The organism is Vibrio sp. 14N.309.X.WAT.E.F5, from assembly GCF_030397615.1.
Classification (GTDB): domain Bacteria; phylum Pseudomonadota; class Gammaproteobacteria; order Enterobacterales; family Vibrionaceae; genus Vibrio; species Vibrio lentus.
The window spans coordinates 1-24,703 of record NZ_JAPNXR010000011.1 but is presented as its reverse complement, the minus strand read 5'-3'; the positions used below and the strand labels follow the sequence as shown (position 1 = coordinate 24,703).

Annotated in this window: 28 protein-coding genes, 1 pseudogene and 1 riboswitch; of the genes and pseudogenes, 8 read left to right on the top strand and 21 right to left on the bottom strand. The window is 41.8% G+C overall.

The genetic code is table 11. From position 1 onward, the window contains the following. Window positions 1-308 precede the first annotated feature (308 nt). Window positions 309-428: riboswitch (glycine riboswitch) on the top strand. Between the two features lie 128 nt (window positions 429-556). From OW495_RS13575 to OW495_RS13560, 4 genes are all read left to right on the top strand, one after another. Then, entirely contained in the window at window positions 557-1,927 is a 1,371-nt protein-coding gene (locus tag OW495_RS13575) for a sodium:alanine symporter family protein (RefSeq protein WP_102344120.1), read from the top strand. A 363-nt stretch (window positions 1,928-2,290) separates the two neighbouring features. Then, window positions 2,291-3,097 (top strand): winged helix-turn-helix domain-containing protein, encoded by an 807-nt coding sequence (locus tag OW495_RS13570; RefSeq protein ID WP_102308367.1) that lies wholly within the window; start codon window positions 2,291-2,293, stop codon window positions 3,095-3,097. Continuing rightward, on the top strand, window positions 3,094-3,555 hold the full coding sequence (locus OW495_RS13565) for a hypothetical protein (protein ID WP_017110824.1): 462 nt from the start codon (window positions 3,094-3,096) through the stop codon (window positions 3,553-3,555). The genes OW495_RS13570 and OW495_RS13565 overlap by 4 nt, the downstream gene beginning before the upstream one ends. Window positions 3,556-4,111: 556 nt before the next feature. Next, window positions 4,112-5,587, top strand: a complete 1,476-nt coding sequence (locus OW495_RS13560) for an aerolysin family beta-barrel pore-forming toxin (RefSeq protein ID WP_289887019.1) — start codon at window positions 4,112-4,114, stop codon at window positions 5,585-5,587. 105 nt (window positions 5,588-5,692) lie between these two features. On the opposite strand, the gene OW495_RS13555 is transcribed toward OW495_RS13560, so the two are convergent. Further along, window positions 5,693-6,328 (bottom strand): LysE family translocator, encoded by a 636-nt coding sequence (locus OW495_RS13555; RefSeq protein ID WP_065104032.1) that lies wholly within the window; start codon window positions 6,326-6,328, stop codon window positions 5,693-5,695. Between the two features lie 296 nt (window positions 6,329-6,624). Here OW495_RS13555 and OW495_RS13550 point away from each other — a divergent pair, with 296 nt between their 5' ends. The 3 genes from OW495_RS13550 to OW495_RS13540 all read left to right on the top strand — a co-directional run bounded on the left by OW495_RS13550 (window position 6,625) and on the right by OW495_RS13540 (window position 10,919). Next, the gene (locus OW495_RS13550) at window positions 6,625-8,097 is read left to right on the top strand and encodes a carboxypeptidase M32 (RefSeq protein WP_289887018.1); all 1,473 of its coding nucleotides are present in this window, start codon (window positions 6,625-6,627) and stop codon (window positions 8,095-8,097) included. A 491-nt stretch (window positions 8,098-8,588) separates the two neighbouring features. Continuing rightward, window positions 8,589-10,076: a SulP family inorganic anion transporter gene (locus OW495_RS13545; RefSeq protein WP_289887017.1), complete on the top strand. Its 1,488-nt coding sequence runs from the start codon at window positions 8,589-8,591 to the stop codon at window positions 10,074-10,076. Between the two features lie 9 nt (window positions 10,077-10,085). Continuing rightward, window positions 10,086-10,919: a universal stress protein gene (locus tag OW495_RS13540; RefSeq protein WP_289887016.1), complete on the top strand. Its 834-nt coding sequence runs from the start codon at window positions 10,086-10,088 to the stop codon at window positions 10,917-10,919. A gap of 208 nt (window positions 10,920-11,127) precedes the next feature. Here the strand turns inward: OW495_RS13540 and OW495_RS13535 are convergent, their stop codons facing one another. The 16 genes and pseudogenes from OW495_RS13535 to OW495_RS13455 form a co-directional block, all read right to left on the bottom strand. Next, window positions 11,128-11,478, bottom strand: coding sequence for a hypothetical protein (locus tag OW495_RS13535; RefSeq protein WP_289887015.1), 351 nt, complete (start codon window positions 11,476-11,478; stop codon window positions 11,128-11,130). Between the two features lie 139 nt (window positions 11,479-11,617). Continuing rightward, window positions 11,618-11,860, bottom strand: a complete 243-nt coding sequence (locus tag OW495_RS13530) for a hypothetical protein (RefSeq protein WP_289887014.1) — start codon at window positions 11,858-11,860, stop codon at window positions 11,618-11,620. A gap of 241 nt (window positions 11,861-12,101) precedes the next feature. Next, window positions 12,102-12,572 (bottom strand): GNAT family N-acetyltransferase, encoded by a 471-nt coding sequence (locus tag OW495_RS13525; RefSeq protein WP_192854305.1) that lies wholly within the window; start codon window positions 12,570-12,572, stop codon window positions 12,102-12,104. Window positions 12,573-12,655: 83 nt separating this feature from the next. After that, a complete protein-coding gene (locus OW495_RS13520) occupies window positions 12,656-12,988 on the bottom strand; it encodes a YnfA family protein (RefSeq protein ID WP_289887009.1) in 333 nt (110 codons plus the stop codon). 193 nt (window positions 12,989-13,181) lie between these two features. Next, a complete protein-coding gene (locus OW495_RS13515) occupies window positions 13,182-13,628 on the bottom strand; it encodes an isoprenylcysteine carboxylmethyltransferase family protein (RefSeq protein ID WP_289887007.1) in 447 nt (148 codons plus the stop codon). Between the two features lie 60 nt (window positions 13,629-13,688). Further along, window positions 13,689-14,279 carry a Crp/Fnr family transcriptional regulator gene (locus OW495_RS13510; RefSeq protein ID WP_289887006.1) on the bottom strand — a complete coding sequence of 197 codons (591 nt, stop codon included), beginning with the start codon at window positions 14,277-14,279 and terminating at the stop codon, window positions 13,689-13,691. A 101-nt stretch (window positions 14,280-14,380) separates the two neighbouring features. Beyond that, window positions 14,381-14,863 (bottom strand): tetratricopeptide repeat protein, encoded by a 483-nt coding sequence (locus OW495_RS13505; protein WP_289887005.1) that lies wholly within the window; start codon window positions 14,861-14,863, stop codon window positions 14,381-14,383. 164 nt (window positions 14,864-15,027) lie between these two features. After that, window positions 15,028-15,447 carry a GNAT family N-acetyltransferase gene (locus tag OW495_RS13500; RefSeq protein ID WP_289887003.1) on the bottom strand — a complete coding sequence of 140 codons (420 nt, stop codon included), beginning with the start codon at window positions 15,445-15,447 and terminating at the stop codon, window positions 15,028-15,030. 62 nt (window positions 15,448-15,509) lie between these two features. Beyond that, window positions 15,510-16,511 carry a metal-dependent hydrolase gene (locus tag OW495_RS13495; protein ID WP_289887002.1) on the bottom strand — a complete coding sequence of 334 codons (1,002 nt, stop codon included), beginning with the start codon at window positions 16,509-16,511 and terminating at the stop codon, window positions 15,510-15,512. Window positions 16,512-16,756: 245 nt separating this feature from the next. Next, window positions 16,757-17,215 (bottom strand): GNAT family N-acetyltransferase, encoded by a 459-nt coding sequence (locus OW495_RS13490; RefSeq protein ID WP_102315283.1) that lies wholly within the window; start codon window positions 17,213-17,215, stop codon window positions 16,757-16,759. Window positions 17,216-17,348: 133 nt separating this feature from the next. Then, on the bottom strand, window positions 17,349-17,705 hold the full coding sequence (locus OW495_RS13485; RefSeq protein ID WP_289886996.1) for a hypothetical protein: 357 nt from the start codon (window positions 17,703-17,705) through the stop codon (window positions 17,349-17,351). A gap of 271 nt (window positions 17,706-17,976) precedes the next feature. Further along, window positions 17,977-18,423, bottom strand: a complete 447-nt coding sequence (locus OW495_RS13480; protein WP_102578832.1) for an Imm26 family immunity protein — start codon at window positions 18,421-18,423, stop codon at window positions 17,977-17,979. Between the two features lie 397 nt (window positions 18,424-18,820). Further along, window positions 18,821-19,186, bottom strand: coding sequence for a cupin domain-containing protein (locus tag OW495_RS13470; protein ID WP_029223528.1), 366 nt, complete (start codon window positions 19,184-19,186; stop codon window positions 18,821-18,823). Window positions 19,187-19,220: 34 nt separating this feature from the next. Next, window positions 19,221-19,619, bottom strand: a pseudogene (locus OW495_RS13465) (NUDIX domain-containing protein). A 36-nt stretch (window positions 19,620-19,655) separates the two neighbouring features. Then, window positions 19,656-20,102, bottom strand: coding sequence for a DUF4262 domain-containing protein (locus tag OW495_RS13460; RefSeq protein ID WP_289886991.1), 447 nt, complete (start codon window positions 20,100-20,102; stop codon window positions 19,656-19,658). Between the two features lie 145 nt (window positions 20,103-20,247). Then, the gene (locus tag OW495_RS13455) at window positions 20,248-20,619 is read right to left on the bottom strand and encodes a DUF4440 domain-containing protein (protein ID WP_289886989.1); all 372 of its coding nucleotides are present in this window, start codon (window positions 20,617-20,619) and stop codon (window positions 20,248-20,250) included. Window positions 20,620-21,113: 494 nt separating this feature from the next. Here OW495_RS13455 and OW495_RS13450 point away from each other — a divergent pair, with 494 nt between their 5' ends. Further along, complete coding sequence (locus tag OW495_RS13450) at window positions 21,114-21,602, top strand: DUF1993 family protein (RefSeq protein WP_289886986.1); 489 nt, start codon at window positions 21,114-21,116, stop codon at window positions 21,600-21,602. Between the two features lie 409 nt (window positions 21,603-22,011). Here OW495_RS13450 and OW495_RS13445 read toward each other — a convergent pair whose 3' ends face one another. The 4 genes from OW495_RS13445 to dfrA all read right to left on the bottom strand — a co-directional run bounded on the left by OW495_RS13445 (window position 22,012) and on the right by dfrA (window position 24,531). Further along, the gene (locus OW495_RS13445; protein ID WP_099165482.1) at window positions 22,012-22,293 is read right to left on the bottom strand and encodes a hypothetical protein; all 282 of its coding nucleotides are present in this window, start codon (window positions 22,291-22,293) and stop codon (window positions 22,012-22,014) included. Between the two features lie 238 nt (window positions 22,294-22,531). Then, on the bottom strand, window positions 22,532-23,377 hold the full coding sequence (locus OW495_RS13440) for an MBL fold metallo-hydrolase (protein WP_289886982.1): 846 nt from the start codon (window positions 23,375-23,377) through the stop codon (window positions 22,532-22,534). Between the two features lie 137 nt (window positions 23,378-23,514). After that, window positions 23,515-23,907: a hypothetical protein gene (locus OW495_RS13435; RefSeq protein WP_065104056.1), complete on the bottom strand. Its 393-nt coding sequence runs from the start codon at window positions 23,905-23,907 to the stop codon at window positions 23,515-23,517. Between the two features lie 138 nt (window positions 23,908-24,045). After that, window positions 24,046-24,531 (bottom strand): trimethoprim-resistant dihydrofolate reductase DfrA, encoded by a 486-nt coding sequence (dfrA, locus tag OW495_RS13430; RefSeq protein ID WP_136996270.1) that lies wholly within the window; start codon window positions 24,529-24,531, stop codon window positions 24,046-24,048. Between the last annotated feature and the right edge of the window lie 172 nt (window positions 24,532-24,703).

The window sequence follows — 24,703 nt, the reverse complement described above, 5'->3', positions numbered from 1 at the left end:
GAGTCATAACTCCTCCTTGTTTCTCTATTTTATACCATTTAAATAAGCAAGTTACGTCAGAGACTCGTTGTTTGATCATTTAGTTGAACAACATTTGAGCAAACAGATATTTTGTAGCTGACATCACATTTTATATGATCTAGGATACGCCTACAGATTACCTAATTATTTAGGTAATTGTTCCGATGAAGACTGCAGGAGAGTGGTTTTTAACTAAATTTTAACATTTAGTTAGATTAACCCGCCGAAGAAGTAAATCTTTCAGGCGCTTTATGCTGGAGAAATCCAGAAAAGTGAGGACTGTCGTTGGAGGAACCTCTGGAGAGAACCGTTAGATCGGTCGCCGAAGGAGCAAGCTTAGTGCCCGTTACTTATCTATAAGTGATTCGCTAAGTGAAACTCTCAGGCAAAAGGACAGAGGAGTGGAAAGCAACAGCCTTAATTAACAAAAGAATTCTATCTAGAAATCCGTATGTATTAAGTAGTGCTATCGATCCCTGTGATCTGCACTGCCTTCCCTCTTCTCCTTAAATTTTTAATTTATTAAGGGGAAACTATGAACCACCTACAAGCTACACTACAAACCATCAACCAATTCGTTTGGGGACCACCACTACTTATTCTGCTAGTGGGAACGGGGATCTACTTTACTTTTCGCTTAGGCTTACTCCAGTTTAGACACCTTCCAACTGCGCTAAAAATGGTGTTTAGCAAAGACAAATCTGGTACGGGTGACGTATCAAGCTTCGCCGCTTTGTGTACAGCGCTTTCTGCAACGATTGGTACCGGTAATATCGTAGGTGTAGCGACCGCAATCAAGATTGGTGGCCCTGGTGCCCTATTCTGGATGTGGCTTGCTGCTGTCTTTGGTATGGCAACCAAATACGCAGAATGTCTACTTGCTGTTAAATACCGTAGAACCGATAGCAATGGCGAAATGGTTGGCGGCCCAATGTACTACTTGCAATACGGTGTCGGCTCAAGAGTCTTAGCGGTGATGTTCGCTGTGTTCGCCTTGGGTGTTGCCTGCTTCGGTATTGGTACCTTCCCACAAGTTAACGCTATCTTAGACGCGACTGAAATTTCCTTTGGTGCTTCGCGTGAAATGTCTGCTGTCGTTCTTACAATATTGGTGGCAGTGGTAACCCTTGGTGGTATTCAATCTATCGCTAAGGTGGCAGGAAAAGTCGTTCCTACCATGGCTGTCATGTACATCGTCGCGTGTTTGAGTGTTCTGGTTTCCAATGCAGACCAACTACTCAATGCTATTACCCTTGTTGTGACCTCTGCGTTTACCAACACGGCAGCAACCGGTGGTTTCTTTGGTGCGAGCATCATGCTTGCTATCCAATCAGGTATCGCTCGTGGTGTGTTCTCGAACGAATCAGGCCTTGGTAGCGCACCAATGGCGGCGGCGGCAGCAAAAACGGACTCATGTGTGAAACAAGGTCTTGTCTCTATGACAGGTACCTTCTTCGATACCATCATCATCTGTACCATGACAGGTCTGGCTCTTATCTTAACGGGCGCTTGGCAGACTGATCTTTCTGGCGCTGCGATGACCACTCATGCATTCGCTGTCGGTTTAAATGCAGATACGCTCGGTCCAATGCTGGTTTCTGTAGGCTTAATCTTCTTTGCATTTACCACGATTTTAGGTTGGAACTACTACGGTGAGCGCTGTGTTGTTTTCTTGCTGGGTACTAAAGCGGTTCTGCCTTACAAGATCATCTTCATTGCATTGGTTGCTTCTGGTGCCTTCTTAAAGCTCGACATGATCTGGCTGATGGCCGATATCGTGAACGGCCTAATGGCAATTCCAAACCTAATCGGCCTGATCTTGCTACGTCGCGTCGTCATCGAAGAAACAAAGCTCTTCTTCAAACCTTTAACTTCTTCGAGTGATTGTGAAGCCGTTAAAGCGTAACCTGAATTGATTGAATACAGCCCGCATTAAAATGCGGGCTTTTTTATATTTATTCAAACGTTAAACTAAAAAAATCATGACGAACACTTATCCCCTAACATATAAAATTATATTAATTAGGCCGCTGTGCGAATTAATATGCCTCATAGAAAGCTAATAAAACCAACTCTTAATTAGATGTTACTTATATTTAACAGATTATGTATAAATGGCCGTTTTTAGTCATAAACGAATAAACAACGTTTTGTTTCTACCACACAAAAAATCACTAGAATAAAACATGTGACTTTAATTCATATAATAGTCCGTTTATAGTCATCTACATTGTTGAGAGAATTATAATAAAAATAAAGCGTTGGCTATATGATCAGATTCGACCCAATTAAAAACCGTATTTATAACGACGAACGTTCTATTAAAATAGGATATCGTGAGACTCGTGTTTTAGAGTTATTACTTAAAAACTCACCAGAGATTGTGAATAAGCAAGAGATCATTAGTTTCGCATGGGGAAGCGAATTCATTGGTGATACATCACTTGCGAAATGCATCAGTTTACTCCGCCAAGGATTCGTGAAGCTCGGCATCAAAGAGACGCCAATCGTGACGGTACCAAAGGTTGGTTACCGCCTTATCGATGATTGCGTCTTTATTGAGTCGCAACCACAAAGCGGAACCACGATTCCTCTCACTCCAGTGAGCGATCAAGTTCCACTCGATAACAGCAGTATTGCGAACTCTATTGCAAGTAGCCATGAATCTATACCTAAACCAACGTCGCCTGCTCACCAGAAAATCAGATCACACAGAAATAGACTGTGTTACTTTACAACTGGTTGTTTACTGTTTGCATCAGCGCTGTTGGCTTTTGCTAAGGTGCACGACAGAAGCCTTGGCGATATCAACTCAGTCAACCGACTCAATGAACACTGGGTTGGTCAGGTACAAGTGTTCCAAGAGTCTGAGATGGCCATGAGCCCTGAACTCGAAGCCATTCTCTATAAATACCAATGTGATTGCGTGGCATACATTAGCGAAGAGCCTGACTACTCTGAGCTTTCAATACTCAATAAAGAAACACGCCAGTCCGTCAATATCTTTTACACACCCACGCAACTAGATCGTGCGAGTAGCGAGATAGCGTTATTCCTAGAGAGAGGCCAATTATGATGCCATTTGTTGCTCTATTTTCCGCGTTAGCTCTATTGGTTGGCATATGGAGTATTCCTAACTCTCCACCGCAAGAAGAGCACCGTTACCAACATAGCGTGGTAGACCTCATACTCGATGGAAATGTATTACGTACCGATGGGCTCACCAAAATAAGTAACAACAAAGTTCTGCACCTGATGTCGGTTCAAGATGACAACATGCCCGACCCTATTGTTCTAAGGTTTAGAGGTGAGGCTGGCCCTTCTCAATCACTTTTCTTTTCAATATCTGGCACCATTGATTTAGTCTCAGTACAAAAAATAAGTAAAACAATGAATGACAGCTTATTGTCGCCCTATCTACTCATCAACAATGATCCATTAACGTTGAAGGTTGATGTCTTAAGTTCGAATGATTTATTTGCCATTATTCGAACGTGTAATACGGGCCGAACACAACTACTGGCTAAACGATAATTTATCGTCATTTGGCTACCAACTGAATTTATCGACGTTTAATTAACACCATCCTAAATATTACACATAAAAAACGGATGGTTATTTTTATGACTATGTCAGTAAGTAACTCTCACATTTAAACATTCGATTAATCGGATGTTTAAAACAACTGATTGCATTTAAAAACCTAAGTTAAATTTATATCGTTATTGTTAATTCACATATCAACATAAAGCTGTAGGCGATGTGAATAATATGTCTCCTATTGTACTTACTCATTCACCTCACATGTGATTAAACAACGTCAAAATAATTTGACGTTAAAGTCGCGAGAATAACACCTCATTTTTCTAAAAACGGTTTGAGCCCCATCAAACAATTGACTTCCAGTTGCATACAATTTCACCATAGAAACACTTCTAGCAATACAAGTTATTGAATTGATTCGGTAATTTAATTCAACCCTTTTCAGTATCTATCTATTTATCAACATGAAAAAGTGAATTGGTCTTGTTAACTGCACGGCGCACAAAACATTATCAAAATAGAAAAATTACAAACGAGGGAATTGTTAATGATTAATATAAACAGAAGTCTCTTAGCAACCGCAGTGTTGTCTGTTCTATCTACCGGTGTGAATGCAAAGGTTTACCCAGACCAAATAGTGTTCGACCAACTTGGTGAAGATGTATGTCGCTCTGGTTATCGTCCTTTAGACCGTTATGAGGCTGAAGAACAGAAGAGTGCTTTGGTTGCTCGTATGGGCACTTGGCAGATCACAGGGTTGAAAGGAAACTGGGTGATCATGGGGCCTGGCTATCATGGCGAAATTAAACAATCAAACAGCGGGTCAACGTTCTGCTACCCGAACAATGACCAATCTGAAATTCCAAACTACTCTGCTAAAGCCGTCCCAGAAGGCAGCGAGATAGATGTTGAATATGACTTAGTGAACAACCGCAATGATTTTGTACGTCCTCTTAGCTATCTAGCGCACAACCTAGGTTATGCATGGGTTGGCGGGAATAATAGTCAGTATGTTGGCGAGGACATGACGATTAAACGCTCAGGTGACTCTTGGGTAATACAAGGCAACAACAGTGGTTCTTGTGATGGTTATCGCTGTGGGGAAAAAACTAAGATCACCGTCGACAACTTCACCTACACGGTTAACGACAATAATTTTTGGCACGGCGATGTCGTCGAGTCCGATCGTGAACTGGTTAAGACCGTTTATGCAACGGCAAGAAACAGAAGTAACATCGCGCAACAAGTCGTTGTCGATCTGAAAGTCGATGAGTCTACAAATTGGTCGAAAACGAATAGCTATGGGTTCTCTGAGAGTGTTCAAACAGAGAATACATTCAAGTGGCCTTTGGTTGGCGAGACTAAGCTAACGATTAAGTTAGAAGCGAACCAGAGCTTTGCTGAAACCAATGGCAACTCCACTAGCGAGCAAGTAACACTTCAAGCTCGTCCTATGGTTCCGGCAAATTCAGAGCTTCCGATTCGAGTTGAGTTGTATCGTTCAACCATCTCTTATCCTTACCGATTCAACGCTGACATCAGTTACGATGTTGAATTCAACGGCTTCCTACGTTGGGGTGGTAACGCATGGCACACCCATCCAGACAACCGCCCTTACAAAGCTCACACCTTCACTATGGGCCGTAGCAGCAATGAATCAGCCGATATTCGTTACCAATGGGATCACCGATACATCCCAGGTGAAACGAAATGGTGGGACTGGGGCTGGGCGATCAAAGAAGCCGGTTTATCGAGCATGCAGTACGCGACTGGAGGAAGCTTACGCCCATTCCACTCTTACGTATCTGGCGATTTTAAGGCTGAATCTCAATTTGCAGGCACCATTGAGATTGGACAAGCAACGCCAATTACCAACAGTGTTCGAAGCAAAAGAAGTGTTGATTCAGTCAACGAAACCACTGAGCGCATTGGCGATATCGAAGTTACCACCAACTTCAATGCAGATGAGTTGAGTGACTTAGGTTTCGAAGGCGCTGAGATGAACATTAGCGTTGTTGAATAACACAGTGGCTCACATCTAACACTCGGTTTACCAATAACAAAAAAGCCCACGATACGTCGTGGGCTTTCATCTATTCATCTATTCATCTGCGACAGAAAAGGAAAACTACGCAGGCTCTTCCATCAGAAGCTTAACGCCAAGCCCCACCAGCACCATGCCCGTCACACCTTCCATCCACTTCATAAAGCTCGCGTTTTTAAGCAAGTTTTTAGCGGAGTTCAGAGCCCCAGCCAAACTGCATTGCCACACCATCGCAATCATAAAGTGCACCGACGCCATCACCATGGATTGCAATAAAGGTGAACCTTCTGGGTTTACAAATTGAGGTAAAAAGGCCAAATAGAAAACCGCCGTTTTCGGGTTCAGCACATTAGATAAGAAGCCCTCGCGTAGAGAGCGCTTGGCACTGTATGCTTGCTTAGCTTGCTCCCCAACCTGCATCCCGCCGCCATTTTTCATCAAAGCGCGTAAACTGCTTAAGCCAAGCCAAATCAGGTAAACCGCACCCACCATTTTAACGGCTTGAAAGAGTTCAGCAGATTGAGCAAGAATCGCGGAGATCCCCACAGCAGAGAAAAAGGCATGCACATAAAGGCCGCCACAAATACCAAAGCTGGTCATACAGCCATCAGCTAAGCCCGAGCGGCTAGTATTGCGAATCACCAATGCCGTGTCTAAACCCGGCGTTAGCGTTAAAATAGTGATGGCAATTAGAAATGCCTCAAAGTTCAAAATATCCATATCATTGTCATTCTTGTTCAGCGATCTATCATCAATACCGTGTATCTGAACAATTCGCAAGCAACAATTGCCATCTGCTATACAAGTCACTGATTTTGTGCACAATGGAACAGTTTAATTTGTTAAGAAATAGTAAATTCAAGGCATCGTATCGCTTCCTGCTTTTATCGCTAGATCTTCGACTACGAAGTACAGCGCATTAAAAAGCAAAGCCATAATCAAAGTACATGAGAGATGAACCTTAACCGAAAAGAAATTTAGGGATCATTTAAAGAAACCAAATTAAGAGTAGTCAAATGAGCGCATTCAAAAAACTAGTCGAACACTCTCAAAAATGTTCACGCTTTCAACACCTAGCCTCGATTTGTGGTTGGGACCAAGCTTCAATGATGCCATCTGGTGGCAATCAAGCTCGCAGTGAAGCGATGGCCGAACTCTCTGTTCATATTCACGGGCTAATGACTCAACCACAGCTTGGCGATTGGATTTCAGACGCTGAAAACGAAGCGCTAAATAACGAACAACAATCGTCTCTGCGTGAAATTAAACGCCAATGGCAACAAGCCAACCTACTCCCAGAAAAGTTGGTTGAAGCTAAATCTCTAGCAGGCTCAAAGTGTGAACATGCATGGCGCAGTCAACGTGGTAACAACGACTGGGTTGGGTTCGAAAAGAACTGGCGTGAAGTGGTTGAACTGTCTCGTGAAGAAGCGCAGATCCGCGCAGACGCAGCGAACCTAACACCTTATGATGCCATGCTTGATATCTATGAACCGGGCACAAGCTCTGCTTCACTTGATGTTTTGTTTGCAGACGTTAAGACATGGCTACCAAGCTTGATTGACGAAGTGATCGAAAAGCAATCGAGCGAGCAATTTAACGCGCCATCTGGCATCTACTCGACTGAAAAACAGAAAGCACTTGGCTTAGAAGTGATGAAGCTGCTTCAGTTCGATTTTGAACATGGCCGATTAGATGAAAGTGTTCACCCATTTTGTGGTGGCGTGCCTTCAGACGTGCGTATCACGACTCGCTACGACGAAGCTGAATTCGTTCAATCATTGATGGGGATCGTCCACGAAACTGGGCACGCACGCTATGAACAAGGCTTACCAAAACATCTGGCAGGCCAACCCGCTGGTGAAGCGCGCTCGATGGGTATCCATGAATCTCAATCTTTGTTCTTCGAGATGCAAGTTGGCCGAAGCGACCCATTCATCGGGCACTTAGCAAACTTAGCGGGACAGCAGTTCTCTGGTTCTGAGTTTGAGCAGAAGAACTTCCAGAAGATCTACACTCGAGTGAAGAAAGATTTCATCCGTGTCGATGCTGATGAACTGACCTACCCTGCACACGTTATCTTGCGTTACGAAATTGAACGCGACTTGATCAACGGCAACATCAAACACACCGATGTTCCAGAATTGTGGAATACTAAAATGCAGTCATACCTTGGTTTCAGCACTCAAGGTAATTTCACTAACGGTTGTATGCAAGACATCCACTGGACAGACGGCGCATTTGGTTATTTCCCATCGTACACATTGGGTGCGATGTACGCGGCTCAGTTCATGGCTTCAATGAAGAAGACGGTCGATGTGAACTCAGTAATTGAAAGCGGTGATCTATCCCCTATCTTCACTTGGTTAGAATCAAACATTTGGAGTAAAGGCAGCCTGCTGGCCACCGATGATTTGGTGAAAGGCGCTACGGGTGAAACCTTGAATGCACAGTACTTCAAAGATCACTTGAGAAGTCGTTACTTATAGTCACCTCAATGAGCAGCACTTTCGCTGCTCTTTTTTTTTGCTCGTTATGTGGGAGATGCAAATTTACTCACTTCGTCTCCTCTTGAACCATATACGCCCATTCTTTTGATAGTAAGAGCTCTTGTAGGCCATAAGACGAAAAGCTAAAGCGTCGAAAAATGGAATTTAAGTTTACACTGACGTACTCAGGACTCATTCCACCAGCGATTGTTAAATAAATACATCGGCGTATAGTGACCATTTTTAAAATACAACGAGAGGATATTAATACCTGTGTTAATTACGCCGCCTTAAACGTTCCATCCCCCCTATAGCTCTCACTGCTAACCGAAGCTTAGTACTAACCTTTAGTATCTTGCTCACTCTTTGCGCTTGTTAATTATCCGCCTATCTTAGGCTGCTTTTTCGCGCCAAAATTTTATCAAAGAAGCACTCATCCGTACCCCAGATCTATTTCTGGTGCGTTTTGCCGTGCCCAAATTGAGAATTCAATGTACAAAAATATCAAACTTGATTGGATGTCGAACATCCGTGGAGACCTACTTGCCGGTCTCGTTGTTGCACTTGCTTTAATCCCTGAAGCCATCGCCTTTTCTATCATCGCTGGCGTTGACCCTAAAGTTGGCTTGTATGCCTCTTTCAGTATTTCTGTTGTAATTGCTTTCACCGGAGGCCGCTCAGGGATGGTTTCAGCCGCCACTGGAGCCATGGCATTATTAATGGTCACCTTAGTCAAAGAACATGGCCTAGAATATTTATTGGCTGTGACCGTGCTGACCGGTGTTCTGCAAATATTGGCAGGATATTTGAAGCTTGGTAGCCTCATGCGGTTTGTCTCGCGTTCTGTCGTAACTGGCTTTGTAAATGCCCTCGCTATCTTAATTTTCCTTGCTCAACTGCCCGAACTCACCAACGTGACTTGGCATGTGTATGCGATGACCGCTGGCGGCCTAGGGATCATTTACCTGTTCCCTTACCTTCCTGTTATTGGCAAATTAATCCCTTCTCCTTTGGTGTGCATCATCATCCTTACTGCGATCGTAATGTGGTTCGATATTGACATTCGTACCGTAGGCGACATGGGGAACTTACCCGACACTCTGCCTATCTTCCTATGGCCAGATGTACCTCTCAACTTAGAAACCTTGTTTATCATTTTCCCCTATGCCGTTGGACTTTCTGTAGTAGGTTTATTGGAATCGATGATGACAGCGACGATCGTTGACGACCTTACCGACACCAGCAGTGACAAGAACCGAGAATGTAAAGGGCAAGGCATTGCTAACGTCTTTACTGGTTTCTTAGGTGGTATGGCTGGATGTGCGATGATCGGGCAATCAATGATCAATATTAAATCAGGTGGTCGCGGCCGATTATCGACGCTATCAGCTGGTGTATTCTTATTGATTATGGTCGTTTTTCTTGGCCCATGGCTAAAGCAAATCCCAATGGCAGCATTGGTCGCTGTGATGATCATGGTCGCGATCGGGACCTTCTCTTGGGGCTCTATTCGCGATCTAAAGAAGCACCCTTTATCGACGAACATTGTGATGCTTGCTACGGTCATTATTGTTGTGGCTACTCACAACTTAGCCGTTGGCGTACTTGTTGGCGTGCTGCTTGCCTCACTGTTCTTCGCTAACAAGATCAGTCGAATGATGGTCATCAAAAATGACAACACGGAACAAAACAGCCGCAGATATACCGTTATCGGACAGGTCTTTTTCGTTTCATCCGATAAGTTTATTGAGTCGTTTGATTTTAAAGAAGTGATTGAATCTGTGACGATAGATTTATCGGCAGCACACTTTTGGGACGTCACCTCCGTTTCAGCATTAGACAAAGTGGTGGTTAAGTTTCGCCGTGAAGGTACACATGTGGACTTGATAGGAATGAACCAAGCTACACGTACCATTGTCGACAAATTTGGCGTGCACGATAAACCCGAAGAAGTTGAAAAGTTATTAGCCGGACATTAAGGAAAACACATGAAAAATATAATCGCTTGTATTGATGGCGCTAACTCAACAACTTCCACCTGCGAAGCCAGTGCTTGGGTTGCGAACAAAGTAGAAGCTCCATTGGTTCTATTCCACGCTTTGGATCATTCGACTCAGCCCGTAGTGAGTGAGTTCTCTGGCCAAATAGGTTTAGGGAGCCAAGAAGAGTTACTTGAAGAGCTGGCCGAGCTGGATGAAGCACGCAGTAAAATCATGCTAAAACACGGTAATACGTTACTGGAAGAGGCTCAAAAATGGGCATTAAACCAAGGCGTGAAAGACGTGAGCAAATTGCAGCGTCACGGCAGTTTATTAGAAGGACTCTTGGATCTTGAAGAAGAGTTACGTGTGTTGGTTATCGGCAGATCAGGGGATTCTCACTCGGTCGGCTCGCAACTTGAAACCGTCATTCGCTCGATTAAATCTCATATACTCGTTGTGTGTGAAGGCTTTAAGCTTCCAGACTCATACCTGATTGCGTTTGATGGCAGTGCCATTAGCGAGAAGCTGATCGACAAGGCAATTCAAACCCCTTTGCTAAAAGGATTAGATTGCCACTTGGTGATGATTGATGATGGCGGAACTAAAGACGCCGCGTTCGAGAAGGCAAGAGTCCAACTCGAAGAATCAGGGATCAGAGTAACCGCAGCCTCACTAACCGGTGCAGTCGATAAAGCACTTATCGATTACCAACAACAGCATGAGATTGGCATGATGGTGATGGGTGCTTATGGGCATTCTCAACTGAGACAGTTTTTTGTAGGAAGTAATACCACCAAAGTTCTGTCGAACAGTTCCGTTCCTCTATTGTTAATTCGATAGGTTTTCGTCGGGCCCCAATTCATTGGTAAAATCCCGATAGATACTTATCTAATGCAATAAAAAATGGCTAAACATCGTGATTTACTCACGCATGTTTAGCCATTTTAACAGTCAGTCGTATTCCATTAGCCATTTGTTCCGGCTTAGTTAGCAACCCATTCTATAAGTCATCGACCCTATAAATTACCTAACCTAAAAGCTATCAACCCTATAAGTCACCCAACTTATAAGTCACCAAACCATCATTGTTAACGGTGAAAGTCCAAACATGGTCACCTTCAACGAAACGATACTGATTGTCTGAGTCAGTCGGTTTCACTTGTTGCAAGAAAGCCTGAAGGCCTGACTTTTCAATCAAAAAACCACCATGCGAGGTGTTATTGTCGAGGTTATTAACCACCTCAATATCAATAGTCGATTCAGGCAAAATATCAGGTAACCACCCTCTTTCGAACAAGTTATCCTGTTGCGCTTCTGCATATGTCGCGTATTGATTTGTAACAGCATCAGAACAGCCAGCTAATAGAACCAAGGCTGATAGTAGAGATATAACTTTCATTTTATGACCAAATACTTATAAATTTCAGACTGGAGCACAATACAAATTGGCGACTCCAGAACTACTTCGAATACATCATTTTAAAACGGCCAATCACCGTCGTACTTCCTAGACACCAGTATAAACTTGTTAGTAAGCATCAATGCCACGATCTAGCTCCACACTTTTCACACTTAAATTCTTCTTCGTGATCAAGGTGGAATGACCCGGCATGAGAATCACCTTTAAACAACAAAGTCGTTAAATACTCGAATAAGATATGAAAGCTAGATTGCTTAACCTCTAATGCAGAATCTTCAGATTTTTTGACAGGAACATGCGGAGTCAAACATTGACACTTTTCGCAATTATGCGGGTGCTTAATGTATTTATTATCAAACATTTATATAAACCAAGCGAAGATATAAAACGAACTGCACAATATCAGTTTATCAATCAAATCTCTAACATCATATTCAAGGCACCATTTGGTTAAGTGGCATCAGCAATTCGATAATTTAGACCTTCAAGGTCACCATAAATCCTTAGAAGCTCTTGTTTTCTCGTCAGAGGTAATCTTTTCGATTCGAAAGAAGCATCAAAAAGAGAACACATTAGAATTCTACATAACACATGTTGATGCGTTAGGTTGATGGCTGGAAAGTCATCACCAACTCATTTCCATCGGTGGTCTTAGTTTCAAAACCAAAGTCTTGATAAACCTTAATAGCGGCGACATTGCTGGCAAAGACAGTCAGTCTCAACTCTTTTTCAGAGCGTGACTCTAAAATTGTATTAGCTTTAGCCAACATCTTGGACCCAATGGCTTGCCCTCTGAATTTTACAGAGACATACATCTGAATAATTTCTAAAGCGTTCCCACCAACTGGTGTTAAACCGCATAAGCCAACCAAACCCTCACCGACATAAGCACCAATCATGACACTTTCTTGATTGCCGCTTTCAATAAGCCCCTCAAAATACAGAGTCGGCAATTGCGATTGAGCTTCGTAACCTGAACCAAAGCATTCAGGGTGTAACTTCAAGCTTTCAAGCCTTACAGCACGGTACTTTAGGCTATCTTTACTTGCTACGATTTTACAATCAACGTCCATATTCTCTCCGAGATAGTGATGAATTTTACGTATTTCAAGCGAAGCAATACTTGCAACATTTAGGAGTGGTTTAGCATGTTTTTTTAGCCATGCTTGGGGGCAAACATGATGATCGCCATGCCAAAGAGTGCTATTAATCCACCAACCAAGTCCCACATCGTCGGCTTTTCGCCATCAACAAGCCACAACCATACCAGTGCAACTGAAATGTACACACCGCCATACGCGGCATAAACACGGCCTGTTGCTGTCGGATGAAGCGTTAATAACCAAGCAAACGCTGCTAGGCTTAGCGCTGCAGGGATTAAAAGTAATATGCTCTTGTCTTGCCTAAGCCACAGATAAGGTAAGTAGCAACCTACTATCTCTGCTATTGCCGTTAAAACGAAAAGACCCACGGTTTTAAATTCAAACATAAAAACCTCGAAATGGTGAAAGACGATACCTCGCTAAAATGCTCCTAAAGTGAGGCATTCAGCCAAAGCCGTTATTCCTTTTATGTTACAAGCAATCGACATCAACCGTTAGAGGAAAACTCAAAGATAAATACCGAGCATAATGAATCAACTTAGACGCACTATATTTTGTTTAGTTACCGTATATTGCTATTTAGAACCACCGCCTAACTTTTCGGCAATAGTCCTCGTAGTCTTGACCAAACTTATCGCGCATCATTTGTTCTTCAAATTTTATGTACCATCGGTCAGTCACAAGGACAAAGATCGCCGTAAGCAAAAAAGAGGAATTCGCGGCACCGGTCAGTACTGCAAAACCCAACAATGAAACAACAAACCCCAAATACATTGGGTTTCGAGTGTACTTATAGACCCCTTCTGTTACCAATAGGGTTGGCTCATCAAACGTCATGATGTTTGTGTTTCGTTTTTTGAATAGTCGCTTGCCAGACATCGCCAGTAAAAGCCCAACACCAATGACAACCAGTCCAGCTAGGTTATACGGATAAAGCATGTGATGAGGAGAGCCAAGCCACCAGCATATTAAGCTCATACTAATGACGAAAATCAGGAAGAGAATGGGAGGTAATAGTTTTTTCATTTCGATACTCCGTTAAAAGAGTCATCAAGCATATAAAAACCGAATTGCCTTCACCTTAACCTATGTTAAGCCCATCTCCCGACGAATTCTCGATAGAGTCACGTCAGTAACCCCTATATACATAGCCACATGGCGAAGCGGTATATTCTTACTTTCGTCACCAAATTCAGTTAAGAATTCTTGGTAGCGTTCTTTAGCACTCAACAGGAGAAATCCTGCTTCCCTTCTCTCTTTCTTGAGCACAAGACGTTCGAATAATTTACGCAGGTACTCGCCCCAATTACGGTGACTTCTCGATAGCTCAACCAAACTTTCATAACGTATTGAAGCAACAGTACATTCCGTCAGTGCTTGAGCAAAAAACGGGCTGGGACTCGATTCGATCAATGAGCCCATACTTGTGAACGCGCCACCTACTCTCACCAAAGATTTGTTACGCTCATGTCCCTGTTCATCGATATAAAAATACCGGCCGATCCCATCGAGAACAAAGTGAACATCTGATACCAAATCACCACTATGAAATATGTACTCTTTCGGTTGGTATGTCTGAGTCGTGAAGTATTGAACAGCCAATTCCACATCGTTTTCGCTCAATGGAGCTATTGCTGAAAAAGTATCGTGTAATCGTATTTTGTGGGAATTATCCATAGTTCCTACTCAACCTAATTCGTTGGCAGCACAACTACGCGATGCCTAATGCCATTGTCATAACCTCTCCCTCGGTTTGCGCGTATTACTGTGTATATCGCTTACCACTTTCTATCTAAGTCTTTGCTATAGAGTAAAATAGCTCGCTGATACTCTTTAATGGCATCGCTATTTGTTGTCGACACCAAAAGGTCGAGCAATATAGACATCGCTTCCTTATGACGCCCTACATTGTACAAACACATAGCATAAAAAGGCTGAACTTCTATTGAATCAGGATACTCACTCAGAGTTTGCTCGAAATAACTCAAAGCCTCTAGATATTGACCCAAGCTTCGATAAGTAGAAGCCAAACCAAATAAAGCATCAAAGCGTTCTGTCGCTGACAACTCGCCAGACAAAGACAAGAGGTAATGATCGATAGCTTCAAGCTCTTTACCTTCGTTGTCATATGACCACGCAATCTGTAAATGAGCTTTCGCCGCATAATGACTGTTGGTTAGCAATGTCTCTAACAAAGAGCGAGATTCTTGATACTTAGCTTCTTTACGTAATTCGATGGCTTCTTTGATGATCTGTTTCATAATTCCCTCGAAACTTATAACGATTATCGACTAGTGGTTAACCTTAACGATTAATCCTAACAAATGTTGAGAATCAACCATCAAAATTTACCGCCCTACTGCTGACTAGTACATATAACCTAACCAATCGACGGGAATAGGATGGCTCTTAACTAAAATGAAGCTTATGAAGAGAACGTCATTAGGTGATAACTGTCTAGCCCATCATCATAAGTTGAAGCAATCACAAAACCATTTGAATGGTAGAAATCAGTAGCGCTTTCATTAGCAACTAAGCATTTTAAGCTCAATGTAGAGTAATGTTGCTTACTGAGATTCAATAGTCTTGAACCTGCTCCATGACGTAATTTATGAGGGCTAACAAAAAGATGGTGGATAAAACCATCAGGTTCCCAGATCGAGATAAACCCTAATACTTCGCTCCCTTCAACAGCAACCCAAATTTGTTCGCCGTCAGTATCTCGTTCAAAATCTGACAGTTCAAATACGGTGGTATCTTGCCACGTAAACGTTGCAGATCGAGAATCTAAATATAACTGCCTAAGTGCAGGTAAATAATCACGATGATACTTTTCTATTTCCATTATTCGCCTTTATACCAGATGTCGAATTAAGCCACTTTTAGCGCGACCAAAACCCAAAGGCATCAATCACCCTTCAACATGTCTAAGAAAAGCTGCCTGGACTCTGGTGTATTATCTCTGTGAGTTTCATAACTTACGTGCGCTTCTGAATCCACCGATGGCTCCAATTTAATGCTCCAAAGTGCTCTCAATTGGTTCGGTACAATCGAATACCGGACATCGATAATACGCATTTCATCCGCTGGATCTTGTGCCACATAGCCATTTGAGAACCAGCGGAAACGTTCAATATCTTTTGCTTGTTGAGAATCAGGATCGAGCCATGAGAAATCTCTGCTAACGTTGAGTTTAGCGATTGATTCGCCAGGGTATGTCTTAACAGAGGTACCGACCCGCACAGCATCTACGTAGTACCGATTCTCTGTTTCGTACACCACTTTCCAAACCAAGATATTCGCAAAGCTCGGCTTAGCCTCTAACCGGATAGGCGTATGTTGTCGCTCTTGCGCTAATTGCCATCCTACAACCTCTGCTCTATCCCTTTGTATCATCCCAAGCGTTGGATAAATCAAAGCCCAAAGAAACGCGGCACGAGCCAACCAAGGGATTCGTTTCCATGTAGCAAACACAAGCAAGATTAAAATAGGCAGTGTATAGACAGGGTCGATAATCGAAATGGTGTTCCAAGCATAACGTTCGTTGGTGAGAGGCCAAAACAACTGAGTGCCGTAAGTAGTGCATGAATCCAACAAAGCATGAGTGCCATAACCCAACGCGCAATACAGCCAACTTTGTTTAAAAGAGAGACCACGCCTTTTGGCAATCAGTAGGTGTAAAACCAACGCGCAAATCAAGCTGCCAATGGGAATAAACAGAAGTGAATGAGTAAATTGCCGATGGAACTCCAAAGCCAACAAAGGATCACTCTGCGATCGAATAAACGCATCTAAATCTGGCGCTAATCCAGAGAGTAAACCCAAAACTCCAGCAACCACCAAGTGCTGCTTTTTGCTCACCGATTGTGACAACGAAGCGCCTAACACGCCCTGCGTTAACGGATCCATACGTCACTCATTTTTAGCATTCCATTGAATCTAGTAAGTACATTTAGCTATAGCAGTGAATCGAGTCAAACAACAAGATTTTATCAACAGACTCATAGACATAATCGTATAAATGTAGACTGGCAAACAAAAAGAAGCATCAGATGAGAAGCTATGAGCAGTAGTCACTCTTGTCCTATTACCTTTCTTAACTTTCTTAACTTTCTCGTTTAGCGTCTTAGCTTGGACGTAAATGCTCTCCAGATTTACCTACGAACCCTCAAAAAGTTCGACCATTTGTCTTTCACGTCGGACGTCAAATCCAAGGTAAATTCATAACCTAAATGGTTCTCGCGGGTAATCTCAAAGCCTAGATGCTTGTGAAACTGTACTGACAATTCGTTTATGCGTAACACATTACTGACCAGAACATTCGCTTGATTGTTCTTGAGTGTCTCGGCAATTGAACGGAATAACGCAAGAAAAGCGGCCTTGCTTCGGTAATTAGGATGAACAACAAACATCGGCACAAACCATCGCCCATCACCCAAGTTACGCAGCGTTGTGTATCCTATTAATTGGTCTTTCCTGCGATATTCGAAAAGTAGCCCTTGCTCAATGGATTCAGCCCGTGACGCTAAGTAAACTTCTCTCTCGATTGGAAAACCAGCCTCTTTCGAGATTGCCTCCAGAGTAAGCATGTCTAGCTCTAAATACTCTTCCATAACTCCCTTTACCAACGAATGCTTGAATGAATGGCTATCAGTAGTAAGTTGCTACTTAATCGTTCGCCACTAACACTGAAACCCAACCCTAAAGTGCCATGCATTATGAATCAACCTAAATTACCTATTTAGACTAAAACTCGTCGCTCGTATCTCGCTCATCGTAGTTAGGGAAGTCGATTTTCAGAAAGCCATTTTCATCGAGAGTAAATGATACTCTCCCGCGTTCTATTCCCGATTCATTCATGTCAGAGCATCCACGGAAGACCTCCCAATCAAACGAATAATTGAGCTGATACTGAATACCTTTTATGTAATGCACACTTTCGATCTTTATACCGTTCGCGTTGTGAGCCATATGATCTATGTGAGAAAGGTCAGGGATTAACTTGCTTTCAAAGTCACTCTTTTTTTCAGTGAGGAAAACGGCCAATTCAGAGCATAACTCTGAACCGCGAACTAAAGATTTAGACGAACTAGAAAAGATCACGTTCAATTACTCCCGAGACCAATGTTGAATTTGAGTATTCACGCCTCATTAAAGCGAAAAACGATTAACATAAAATATTTTATTTCAATAACTTAAGAACAAAACCTTAAACCTAGGTTTCGTGTAGCAAATTTGTAGCTTGATAATTCTACATGTTTGAAGCCAACAACAGGCAAGTTTTGACTCATGTCTGAACAAAATCAATTTACAACTATAGCTCTAAATCATCCATACAAGATTAGAAAAAGTATCTTGAAACCTTAAATGCTTGTCATGCCCGATTTTCTGCTCGAAGGGATTTTTCCCAAATACTCTCTTTGCCTAAGTTTACTGCAAAGAGCCTTTCTTCAACATGCTCAGGGTCCCAGACTGCTGCACACTCTAAGCCGATACATTCGTCAAGAGAGGATTCAACCTCTTGGTCATCAAAATAGTGAGAGTATCTTTTAGGAATTAAATCAAACTTATAAAACACGGGTTTCTCTATATCCACATCAATATGCCCTACAACTTTCCAATGACGTTTACTAATAGCATGTTTCATAACCCAAATTTTAAACGATAACTCATTAAATAGAGTATCAAATTCAGTTTGAGGCTCACTAAAATATAGAGTGCTAAAGGCTATTAGCGGAGATTCAATTATAACTCCATATGCATAAATTCCATTTTTTAAGGGAATCTCAACTATATTACCTGGTTTCCAGTTCCTAGACATATTACTCCATCGGCATAATGCCCTGTTAAGGTGTGAGCAACGCAACACCGCATATCACCATAAACACTTAAACACAACGCACAGTGAAAATGCCACGCATTGCGAATCACTCTTAAACAGATTGTTAGGTAATATTGTCGTACGGTAAGTAACCGAACCGTACAATACCAATGCAATCATAATTGATTAGCCACTTTTTCTGCGCAGAAACCAAGTATGAAGCTTAGCAATATCGAATTCCGTCTCTGTTGACACCGTAACCCATTCACTGGTTCGGTTTGTTCCGGAATCCCATTCAATGCGATACAAGTCAGGTTCAACTACTCGCCTGATATCTCTTGGTCTAAGATTTATGTCTGATAAGTTCATATGTATTATCTAACGCCCTTGTTATACGTTAAATCCAAACTTGATCTTCGGCTGACACTGTAACTTCACTTTTATCTTCGCCAGTATGTGCTGTTGAAGATGGCTCGACCATCATAAAGTGTGTATCTGGTTGCGCTTTAGGACAATGTTCAACCCCTTTGGGAACCACATACATTTCACCCGGATTAAGAACAACATCTCCAGCTTTCATCATCAAAGTTAGCTGACCTTTGAATACTATAAAAAGTTCATCTTCGTTATCGTGTTTATGCCAAACAAGTTCGCCACTTCCTTTTGCAATTTTCACCAGTTGCCCGTTGGATTCAGCTATGATTTTTGGTGTCCATTCTTCAGAGAACAGACCAAATTTTTCATTGATACTTACTTTATTCACGTAACTTTCCTTAACGTATAACGCCTTGTTATGTTCATTGTTGACTCTCATGCAAGGCCGCTTTTATTTCCTTCATTACTAAATAGGTTATTGGAGTGCACTTTTCCGGCAACTCGTTGACATTAAACCAACGCAACTCTCCACACAAATCAGGCTCTGCGTTCTCTATTTTTCCAACCTAATCAAGGCAGAAGTAAAAGTAATGGCGGATAGGCAAACTAGGGTCATCTATTTCGGCAATTAAGTTCAATGCTCTAGTATTCACCGAAGTTTCCTCAAAAGCTTCACGTTCTGCCGCATTTATTGAAGATTCACCGTTTTCAATTCTTCCAGAAGGAAAGCCCCAATACTTATCAAACGCTTCGGTATTTTGTCGAAAAGCAAGCAATAACTGATTTCCTGAAACAAACACAATTTGGACTACGTTTTTCATCTATATGATATTTCCTCTGGAGAACATAATGCCTTGTTAGTTTGCATATAACTTAGGTAAAAACCACTTAAAATTTGCGGATGCTTCAGAATCCCAAGGCCAAACACCAGAAGTATCCGGATAGATGAACTGAAGGACTTTGAAATTATTGCCTTTGTAAAGCCAGTTAGCCCAACCAAAGTATTCAGCGTAGTATTCTGGACTTACTTCTTTGAAAGTTATATCAAATCCTTCAAGGAAGTCTGAATAGTATTCATCTGGCTTAAATATCTCACCAGCTCTAACTCTATTGTTGTATTCGTTTGCAACCCAATGTGCTACTTCTTGATTTAAACCGGTGATTATTATCTCTGGTTGACTGCTTGTTTTCTCTATACCAATTGAATAAGAGAATCCTGGGTACTCATCCTCTTCCATGATATGGAGGATATAACATCCGTACTGTTTTATATCTTTAAGCGCTTTTTCTTCGTATTGATCCATAATCTACCTTTGCAAAACTAACGCCGCGTTAAACGCCGCGTAGGGTGATGTTATTTTTTCTGTTTTTCCTTTTAGCAAAAATGGCGGCAACCGTAATGCGTCCGATTTGAACGACTTGTTATATGCCCGACCACCAAGCCTATTTTTACATCAGTTCAAAAGCTGGACATGGTGTTCCTTGATGATACTTCAACTGCCAGCAAGTACCGGTAAAAACCCAGATAGAGCAACGCTTGGCAAAATCGCTTATTTCACCAGACGCTGCTACCAAAGCTGACTCATACTTTAGAAGCTGAACCGATAGCTCAAGTTGAATACATTCATAGTTCTGCGAATGAATCCGAACATCTGAAGGCTCTTCTGAACTCATCATTTTAATGATAGAAGCAAAGTCATAACTGATGCCTGATTTACCAACTTCAGAAAAGCTTGGGTGGATTAGGCGCTCAATATCAGATCGACTTTGACGTATTTCGTATTGGTGAAGCTCGACTTCTTGTTCGACTAAAATATCCATTTATTCTCCTGAACTGATAAAGCATATAACATTTTAATATCGTGCCAGCACGAATTGATGCATTCAGAATATCTCAAGCCCCCTATCTAACCAACTGAAAAGTATACCTATAATTCAGTTTGGATCTAATTTCTAGTTAAGAAACGTTCAAGTACACGTTGCTTTCGATTCAAAGCACGTTATCAATCAAAAACTTCCCTTTAGTTCTCTATTACTCAATAGCTTAGAAATAGTTGAACAACATATTTGTGCCTAACTACGATTGAAAGTCAGTCTGTTGTGGATTAGAAAATTTAGCCACATTGTTGGAACTTTAGGTATGAGGAAAAGTAAGGTAAGTTGCAGGGTTTGAAAAAGAGTTCAATCCCTCTCTGGCTCATTTTGGGGCACAAATCATTTAGCGATGAAAGACGGAATCTACCCTTCGGATAACTTCTGGTATATTAAAACACAGCGACCACCGTTAATTTACGATGCTTTTCATTTGAGGATTTATGGCTGAAACAAAAAAAATGCTAACACACTATCTAAAACAGTTAAAAATCATTGTGTCCAAAGTACCACCCACTATTTATCATTACTCTCTATCAGATGGCATGTTCTCACTAGAAATGCATGCAAAAATCGCATCTAACTTTGCTTTGCGGGGATATTGTCCATTATTAAATGTTGAGACGGTTTCTTTCTATAAAGACGAGGGCGGAGAAAAAGCCTTTTTAAATCAGATAGATGAAACGGTTATCTATCTAGAAAATGCTCCTGATATTAATAAATATGATGATAGTAAAGTTATCACCGATAAAGCTGGTTTTGCTGAGGTAAAGTTATGTCAGTCTGAGTTCATAAATATGTATATTGTGCCTAACATGTTGTTCCACATGAGTATGGTTTACGCAATAGCGAAAGCTAATGGTGCAGAGTTGGGTAAAGGTGATTTCGATGGTTTACATGTTTATCCCAAGGATTTTAGCTTTATTAAATAAGCCTTACCTCAACCAAGAGCTAAGGTATTCAAGATTCGTCTAAGTAGATTAGGTGCCAAATCCCCCTATTTTGCTGACTTTTTCTGGTTTACCATTGAACTCTTCATAGCTACGTATCACATAGATATGCAAATATGAAATCAAGCGGGAATTGTTAAGTGATGGAAGGAAATGGGAGAAAGTGCGCATAGCTCTTTCGGTACCATACATGAGGAAAAGTACTGCGATTTCAGTGGCACGATCTACAACTGAGTAATTGCGTTAACACCGAATGGGGCAAAAATGCGTTAGCTAGGATTTCACAAACTCGGAGATAAAGAGAAACAGCTTAACGGGTATTACATTAAGATCTAGGCAGCACTGCCGCCTAGTTTAAACCATCACATCATCAGCCAGCGCTGCTAAAAAACTAAAGAACTGCGACGCCTTCAATCTCGATCACTGAGTTAGCGTTCGCTCTCTCGATTATTTTTAATAAGGTTGTTTGAATGAGCTCATTGTCTCTGATTTCAGTTTCACATGAGAAGCGCTCTTCTTGGACACTATCGCCCTCGCCTAGCGTGAATTGAACAGCCACTTCAGTTGCGCATTCTTTGGTAGCGCCGTAGTACGCTAGAGTAATTTTAGGATAACCGTTGAAGCCTTTTTTGACCTGTTTAGCGATACGTTTTTTAGCTTTATCCAAGTTCATATTACTTCCTGTTTAATAGTGTTCCTAAGACCAATATAACGCCCAATTCATTAGTAAACCAACACAAATCTGAACCTCACGTAAAACACCTTTGCAGTAAAACCATTAAGGGCTAAAAATGCCAAGCAATAGGAATCATTTTTCAGAGCTTAGCTATCAACCTGACTCTAGATTGAACACCTTTTCTAACCACATCGAACTGATGTACTGCCCGTTTTTCTTTGCGTACTCTTTGAAGCTACACCTCAATGCATCTGCCTGTAGGCATCGCCTCCAGACGGTCTCCAAGTACTTCTTTCAACAAACCATAAGCCTTCTGGCCGGTACAGTGCCCTGTGTAAAGTTTATCAATCGGATATTGTGATAGTGCAATGCTGAGATCTTTGATGCCTTGCTTGGTTCCGCCAATACTATTGAATAGTGGTAACCCAACGAGATGAAAGCCCCCAACAACCGCCTTAATCTTCTCTCCTTGGAAAAGATCCATCGCCGTATCAACCATGTTGAGAACGCCACTGTGCGCACAGCCGGTGAAGATAACTAAACCATCACACTCTTTGATTACCAATAATAACTCGTGATCGAACGAATCTTGCTCCCATCCACTTTGAGATTTTGTATAAAGGTATTGGTTTCCCTTTGGCTTCTCATGCTTAGAGTTGATATCTGTGACGGCAAAAACATTTGGGGCAATTTCAGTCGTTTTATTGATGAAGACTAACCGATCATTATTATTTTTTAGGAGCTCTGCATTGATACCAACATCACTTCTAAATCCATAAGATCGAAAGTAATAATTCTTTTCTTCGCAGTTTTTTAAATACACTTTCGCTGTGGAATTATGCTCAACAAAAGCGCCAGTGCCATTGCAGTGATCATGGTGTCTGTGCGATATAACGGCTAAATCGACATCTTCAATATCAACATCCAATAGAGCAGCATTTTGGCAAAACGTACTGCCACTTCCCATATCGAATAGTATCTTTGAGCACTCAGTTTCAATATGCAGCGATAGCCCTCGCTCAACGGCTAAATCTTGCCTTTCATCTAATCGGGTATTATCTACCAATGTCGTTATTTTCATGGCTTCCTTCAGGCTCTTTCTAACGCTTACGCCTAGAGAATAATATCGGCTCCCTTATCGAGGGTCTACTACGCCCCTGTGGTACTGAGATCAGAAGTGGGGAATAGCGGTATTCCGAATCAACATGGAACAAATTCCTATGTTCGTAGTTTCAAAATTAACGTCCAATTTTCAGGACTCAATACACATTTTGGAAGGTAAATATTACGTTTTTGCATAGTATCTACAGTATAAGAAAGCTTCACGACTGACCCGATTTGACGAGGTAAGAAACTACTTTTCAAAGCTATGTCGCAAGCAAAACCATTAAAACGTAGATGACCGCCTGATATTTCAAATGAGCTACCGCGGAATTGCCACCATAACGTTAAGATTTTTGCTGCTGCCGCGACGCAATATATCAACCCAATAGTTTGCAGTAACGAATGATCACCGCCTGAGAGCCAATAGACAAGCGCCAGTGCAACAGCAATAAATGACAACTCTGAAAATACGTATTTAATAATATTTAATTGGATACGACTGTCCATGATTCCTCTTGGTAATACAGTATGGTGAAGATGTGAACAACTTAGTTGTTAAACGAAAAACTAACGTGATAGTAACTCGCCATATTCGTTTTGGTGGTTGACTCTGCAGGATTGAAACGTCGAGTCCTGATGATCACCCTATACGGTTGATTTCCCCTTTAACCAAATTTGATACGTATAATCAATGTTCGAGTTAAACTTCTGCTCAAACACCTGATTGAAACTATCAGGAAGCGAAGGGAATAATACATCCCCAGAAATGTCGCTATGAATGACCGAAAGGTGCACTGTGTCAGCCTGATCGATTAATGCTTTATATATTTCACCACCGCCAGATACAAAAACATGTTCAGTCACTTGAGTTAAATAAGCCAACGCAAACTCAATGCTCGTGAAATAGAGAACATCTGGCTCAGATGAAGTAATTTTCGAGCGAGTTACTACAGCATATTTCCGATTAGGTAATTTACCCATCGAATCGAACGTTTTACGCCCCACGATAAGCCACTGATTGTAGGTCATCGCTTTAAACAGCAACTGCTCCCCTTTTACCGTCCAAGGAATATCCAGCCCAGAGCCAATAACTCCGTTTTCGGACACTGCTGCCATTAAAGATATTTTCATTTTCCCTCCAGAGAACGAGTGCAGCAAAGCCATGAGCAACACACCTAACCATTGTGTCTTAAACACTAATTTTTAATTGAATTGAAAGCTCGACTAGCTTGTCCGCCCTTCTGAATACATCGGTCAATCTGGCTGTAATTCACACCAGTTCGCTTTGTAGTTGGTGTAGATC

Coding starts and splice junctions, on each gene's coding strand:
- OW495_RS13575 (WP_102344120.1), top strand. CDS start 557: ATGAACCACCTACAAGCTACACTACAAACCATCAACCAATTCGTTTGG.
- OW495_RS13570 (WP_102308367.1), top strand. CDS start 2,291: ATGATCAGATTCGACCCAATTAAAAACCGTATTTATAACGACGAACGT.
- OW495_RS13565 (WP_017110824.1), top strand. CDS start 3,094: ATGATGCCATTTGTTGCTCTATTTTCCGCGTTAGCTCTATTGGTTGGC.
- OW495_RS13560 (WP_289887019.1), top strand. CDS start 4,112: ATGATTAATATAAACAGAAGTCTCTTAGCAACCGCAGTGTTGTCTGTT.
- OW495_RS13555 (WP_065104032.1), bottom strand. CDS start 6,328: ATGGATATTTTGAACTTTGAGGCATTTCTAATTGCCATCACTATTTTA.
- OW495_RS13550 (WP_289887018.1), top strand. CDS start 6,625: ATGAGCGCATTCAAAAAACTAGTCGAACACTCTCAAAAATGTTCACGC.
- OW495_RS13545 (WP_289887017.1), top strand. CDS start 8,589: ATGTACAAAAATATCAAACTTGATTGGATGTCGAACATCCGTGGAGAC.
- OW495_RS13540 (WP_289887016.1), top strand. CDS start 10,086: ATGAAAAATATAATCGCTTGTATTGATGGCGCTAACTCAACAACTTCC.
- OW495_RS13535 (WP_289887015.1), bottom strand. CDS start 11,478: ATGAAAGTTATATCTCTACTATCAGCCTTGGTTCTATTAGCTGGCTGT.
- OW495_RS13530 (WP_289887014.1), bottom strand. CDS start 11,860: ATGTTTGATAATAAATACATTAAGCACCCGCATAATTGCGAAAAGTGT.
- OW495_RS13525 (WP_192854305.1), bottom strand. CDS start 12,572: ATGGACGTTGATTGTAAAATCGTAGCAAGTAAAGATAGCCTAAAGTAC.
- OW495_RS13520 (WP_289887009.1), bottom strand. CDS start 12,988: ATGTTTGAATTTAAAACCGTGGGTCTTTTCGTTTTAACGGCAATAGCA.
- OW495_RS13515 (WP_289887007.1), bottom strand. CDS start 13,628: ATGAAAAAACTATTACCTCCCATTCTCTTCCTGATTTTCGTCATTAGT.
- OW495_RS13510 (WP_289887006.1), bottom strand. CDS start 14,279: ATGGATAATTCCCACAAAATACGATTACACGATACTTTTTCAGCAATA.
- OW495_RS13505 (WP_289887005.1), bottom strand. CDS start 14,863: ATGAAACAGATCATCAAAGAAGCCATCGAATTACGTAAAGAAGCTAAG.
- OW495_RS13500 (WP_289887003.1), bottom strand. CDS start 15,447: ATGGAAATAGAAAAGTATCATCGTGATTATTTACCTGCACTTAGGCAG.
- OW495_RS13495 (WP_289887002.1), bottom strand. CDS start 16,511: ATGGATCCGTTAACGCAGGGCGTGTTAGGCGCTTCGTTGTCACAATCG.
- OW495_RS13490 (WP_102315283.1), bottom strand. CDS start 17,215: ATGGAAGAGTATTTAGAGCTAGACATGCTTACTCTGGAGGCAATCTCG.
- OW495_RS13480 (WP_102578832.1), bottom strand. CDS start 18,423: ATGTCTAGGAACTGGAAACCAGGTAATATAGTTGAGATTCCCTTAAAA.
- OW495_RS13460 (WP_289886991.1), bottom strand. CDS start 20,102: ATGGATCAATACGAAGAAAAAGCGCTTAAAGATATAAAACAGTACGGA.
- OW495_RS13455 (WP_289886989.1), bottom strand. CDS start 20,619: ATGGATATTTTAGTCGAACAAGAAGTCGAGCTTCACCAATACGAAATA.
- OW495_RS13450 (WP_289886986.1), top strand. CDS start 21,114: ATGGCTGAAACAAAAAAAATGCTAACACACTATCTAAAACAGTTAAAA.
- OW495_RS13445 (WP_099165482.1), bottom strand. CDS start 22,293: ATGAACTTGGATAAAGCTAAAAAACGTATCGCTAAACAGGTCAAAAAA.
- OW495_RS13440 (WP_289886982.1), bottom strand. CDS start 23,377: ATGAAAATAACGACATTGGTAGATAATACCCGATTAGATGAAAGGCAA.
- OW495_RS13435 (WP_065104056.1), bottom strand. CDS start 23,907: ATGGACAGTCGTATCCAATTAAATATTATTAAATACGTATTTTCAGAG.
- dfrA (WP_136996270.1), bottom strand. CDS start 24,531: ATGAAAATATCTTTAATGGCAGCAGTGTCCGAAAACGGAGTTATTGGC.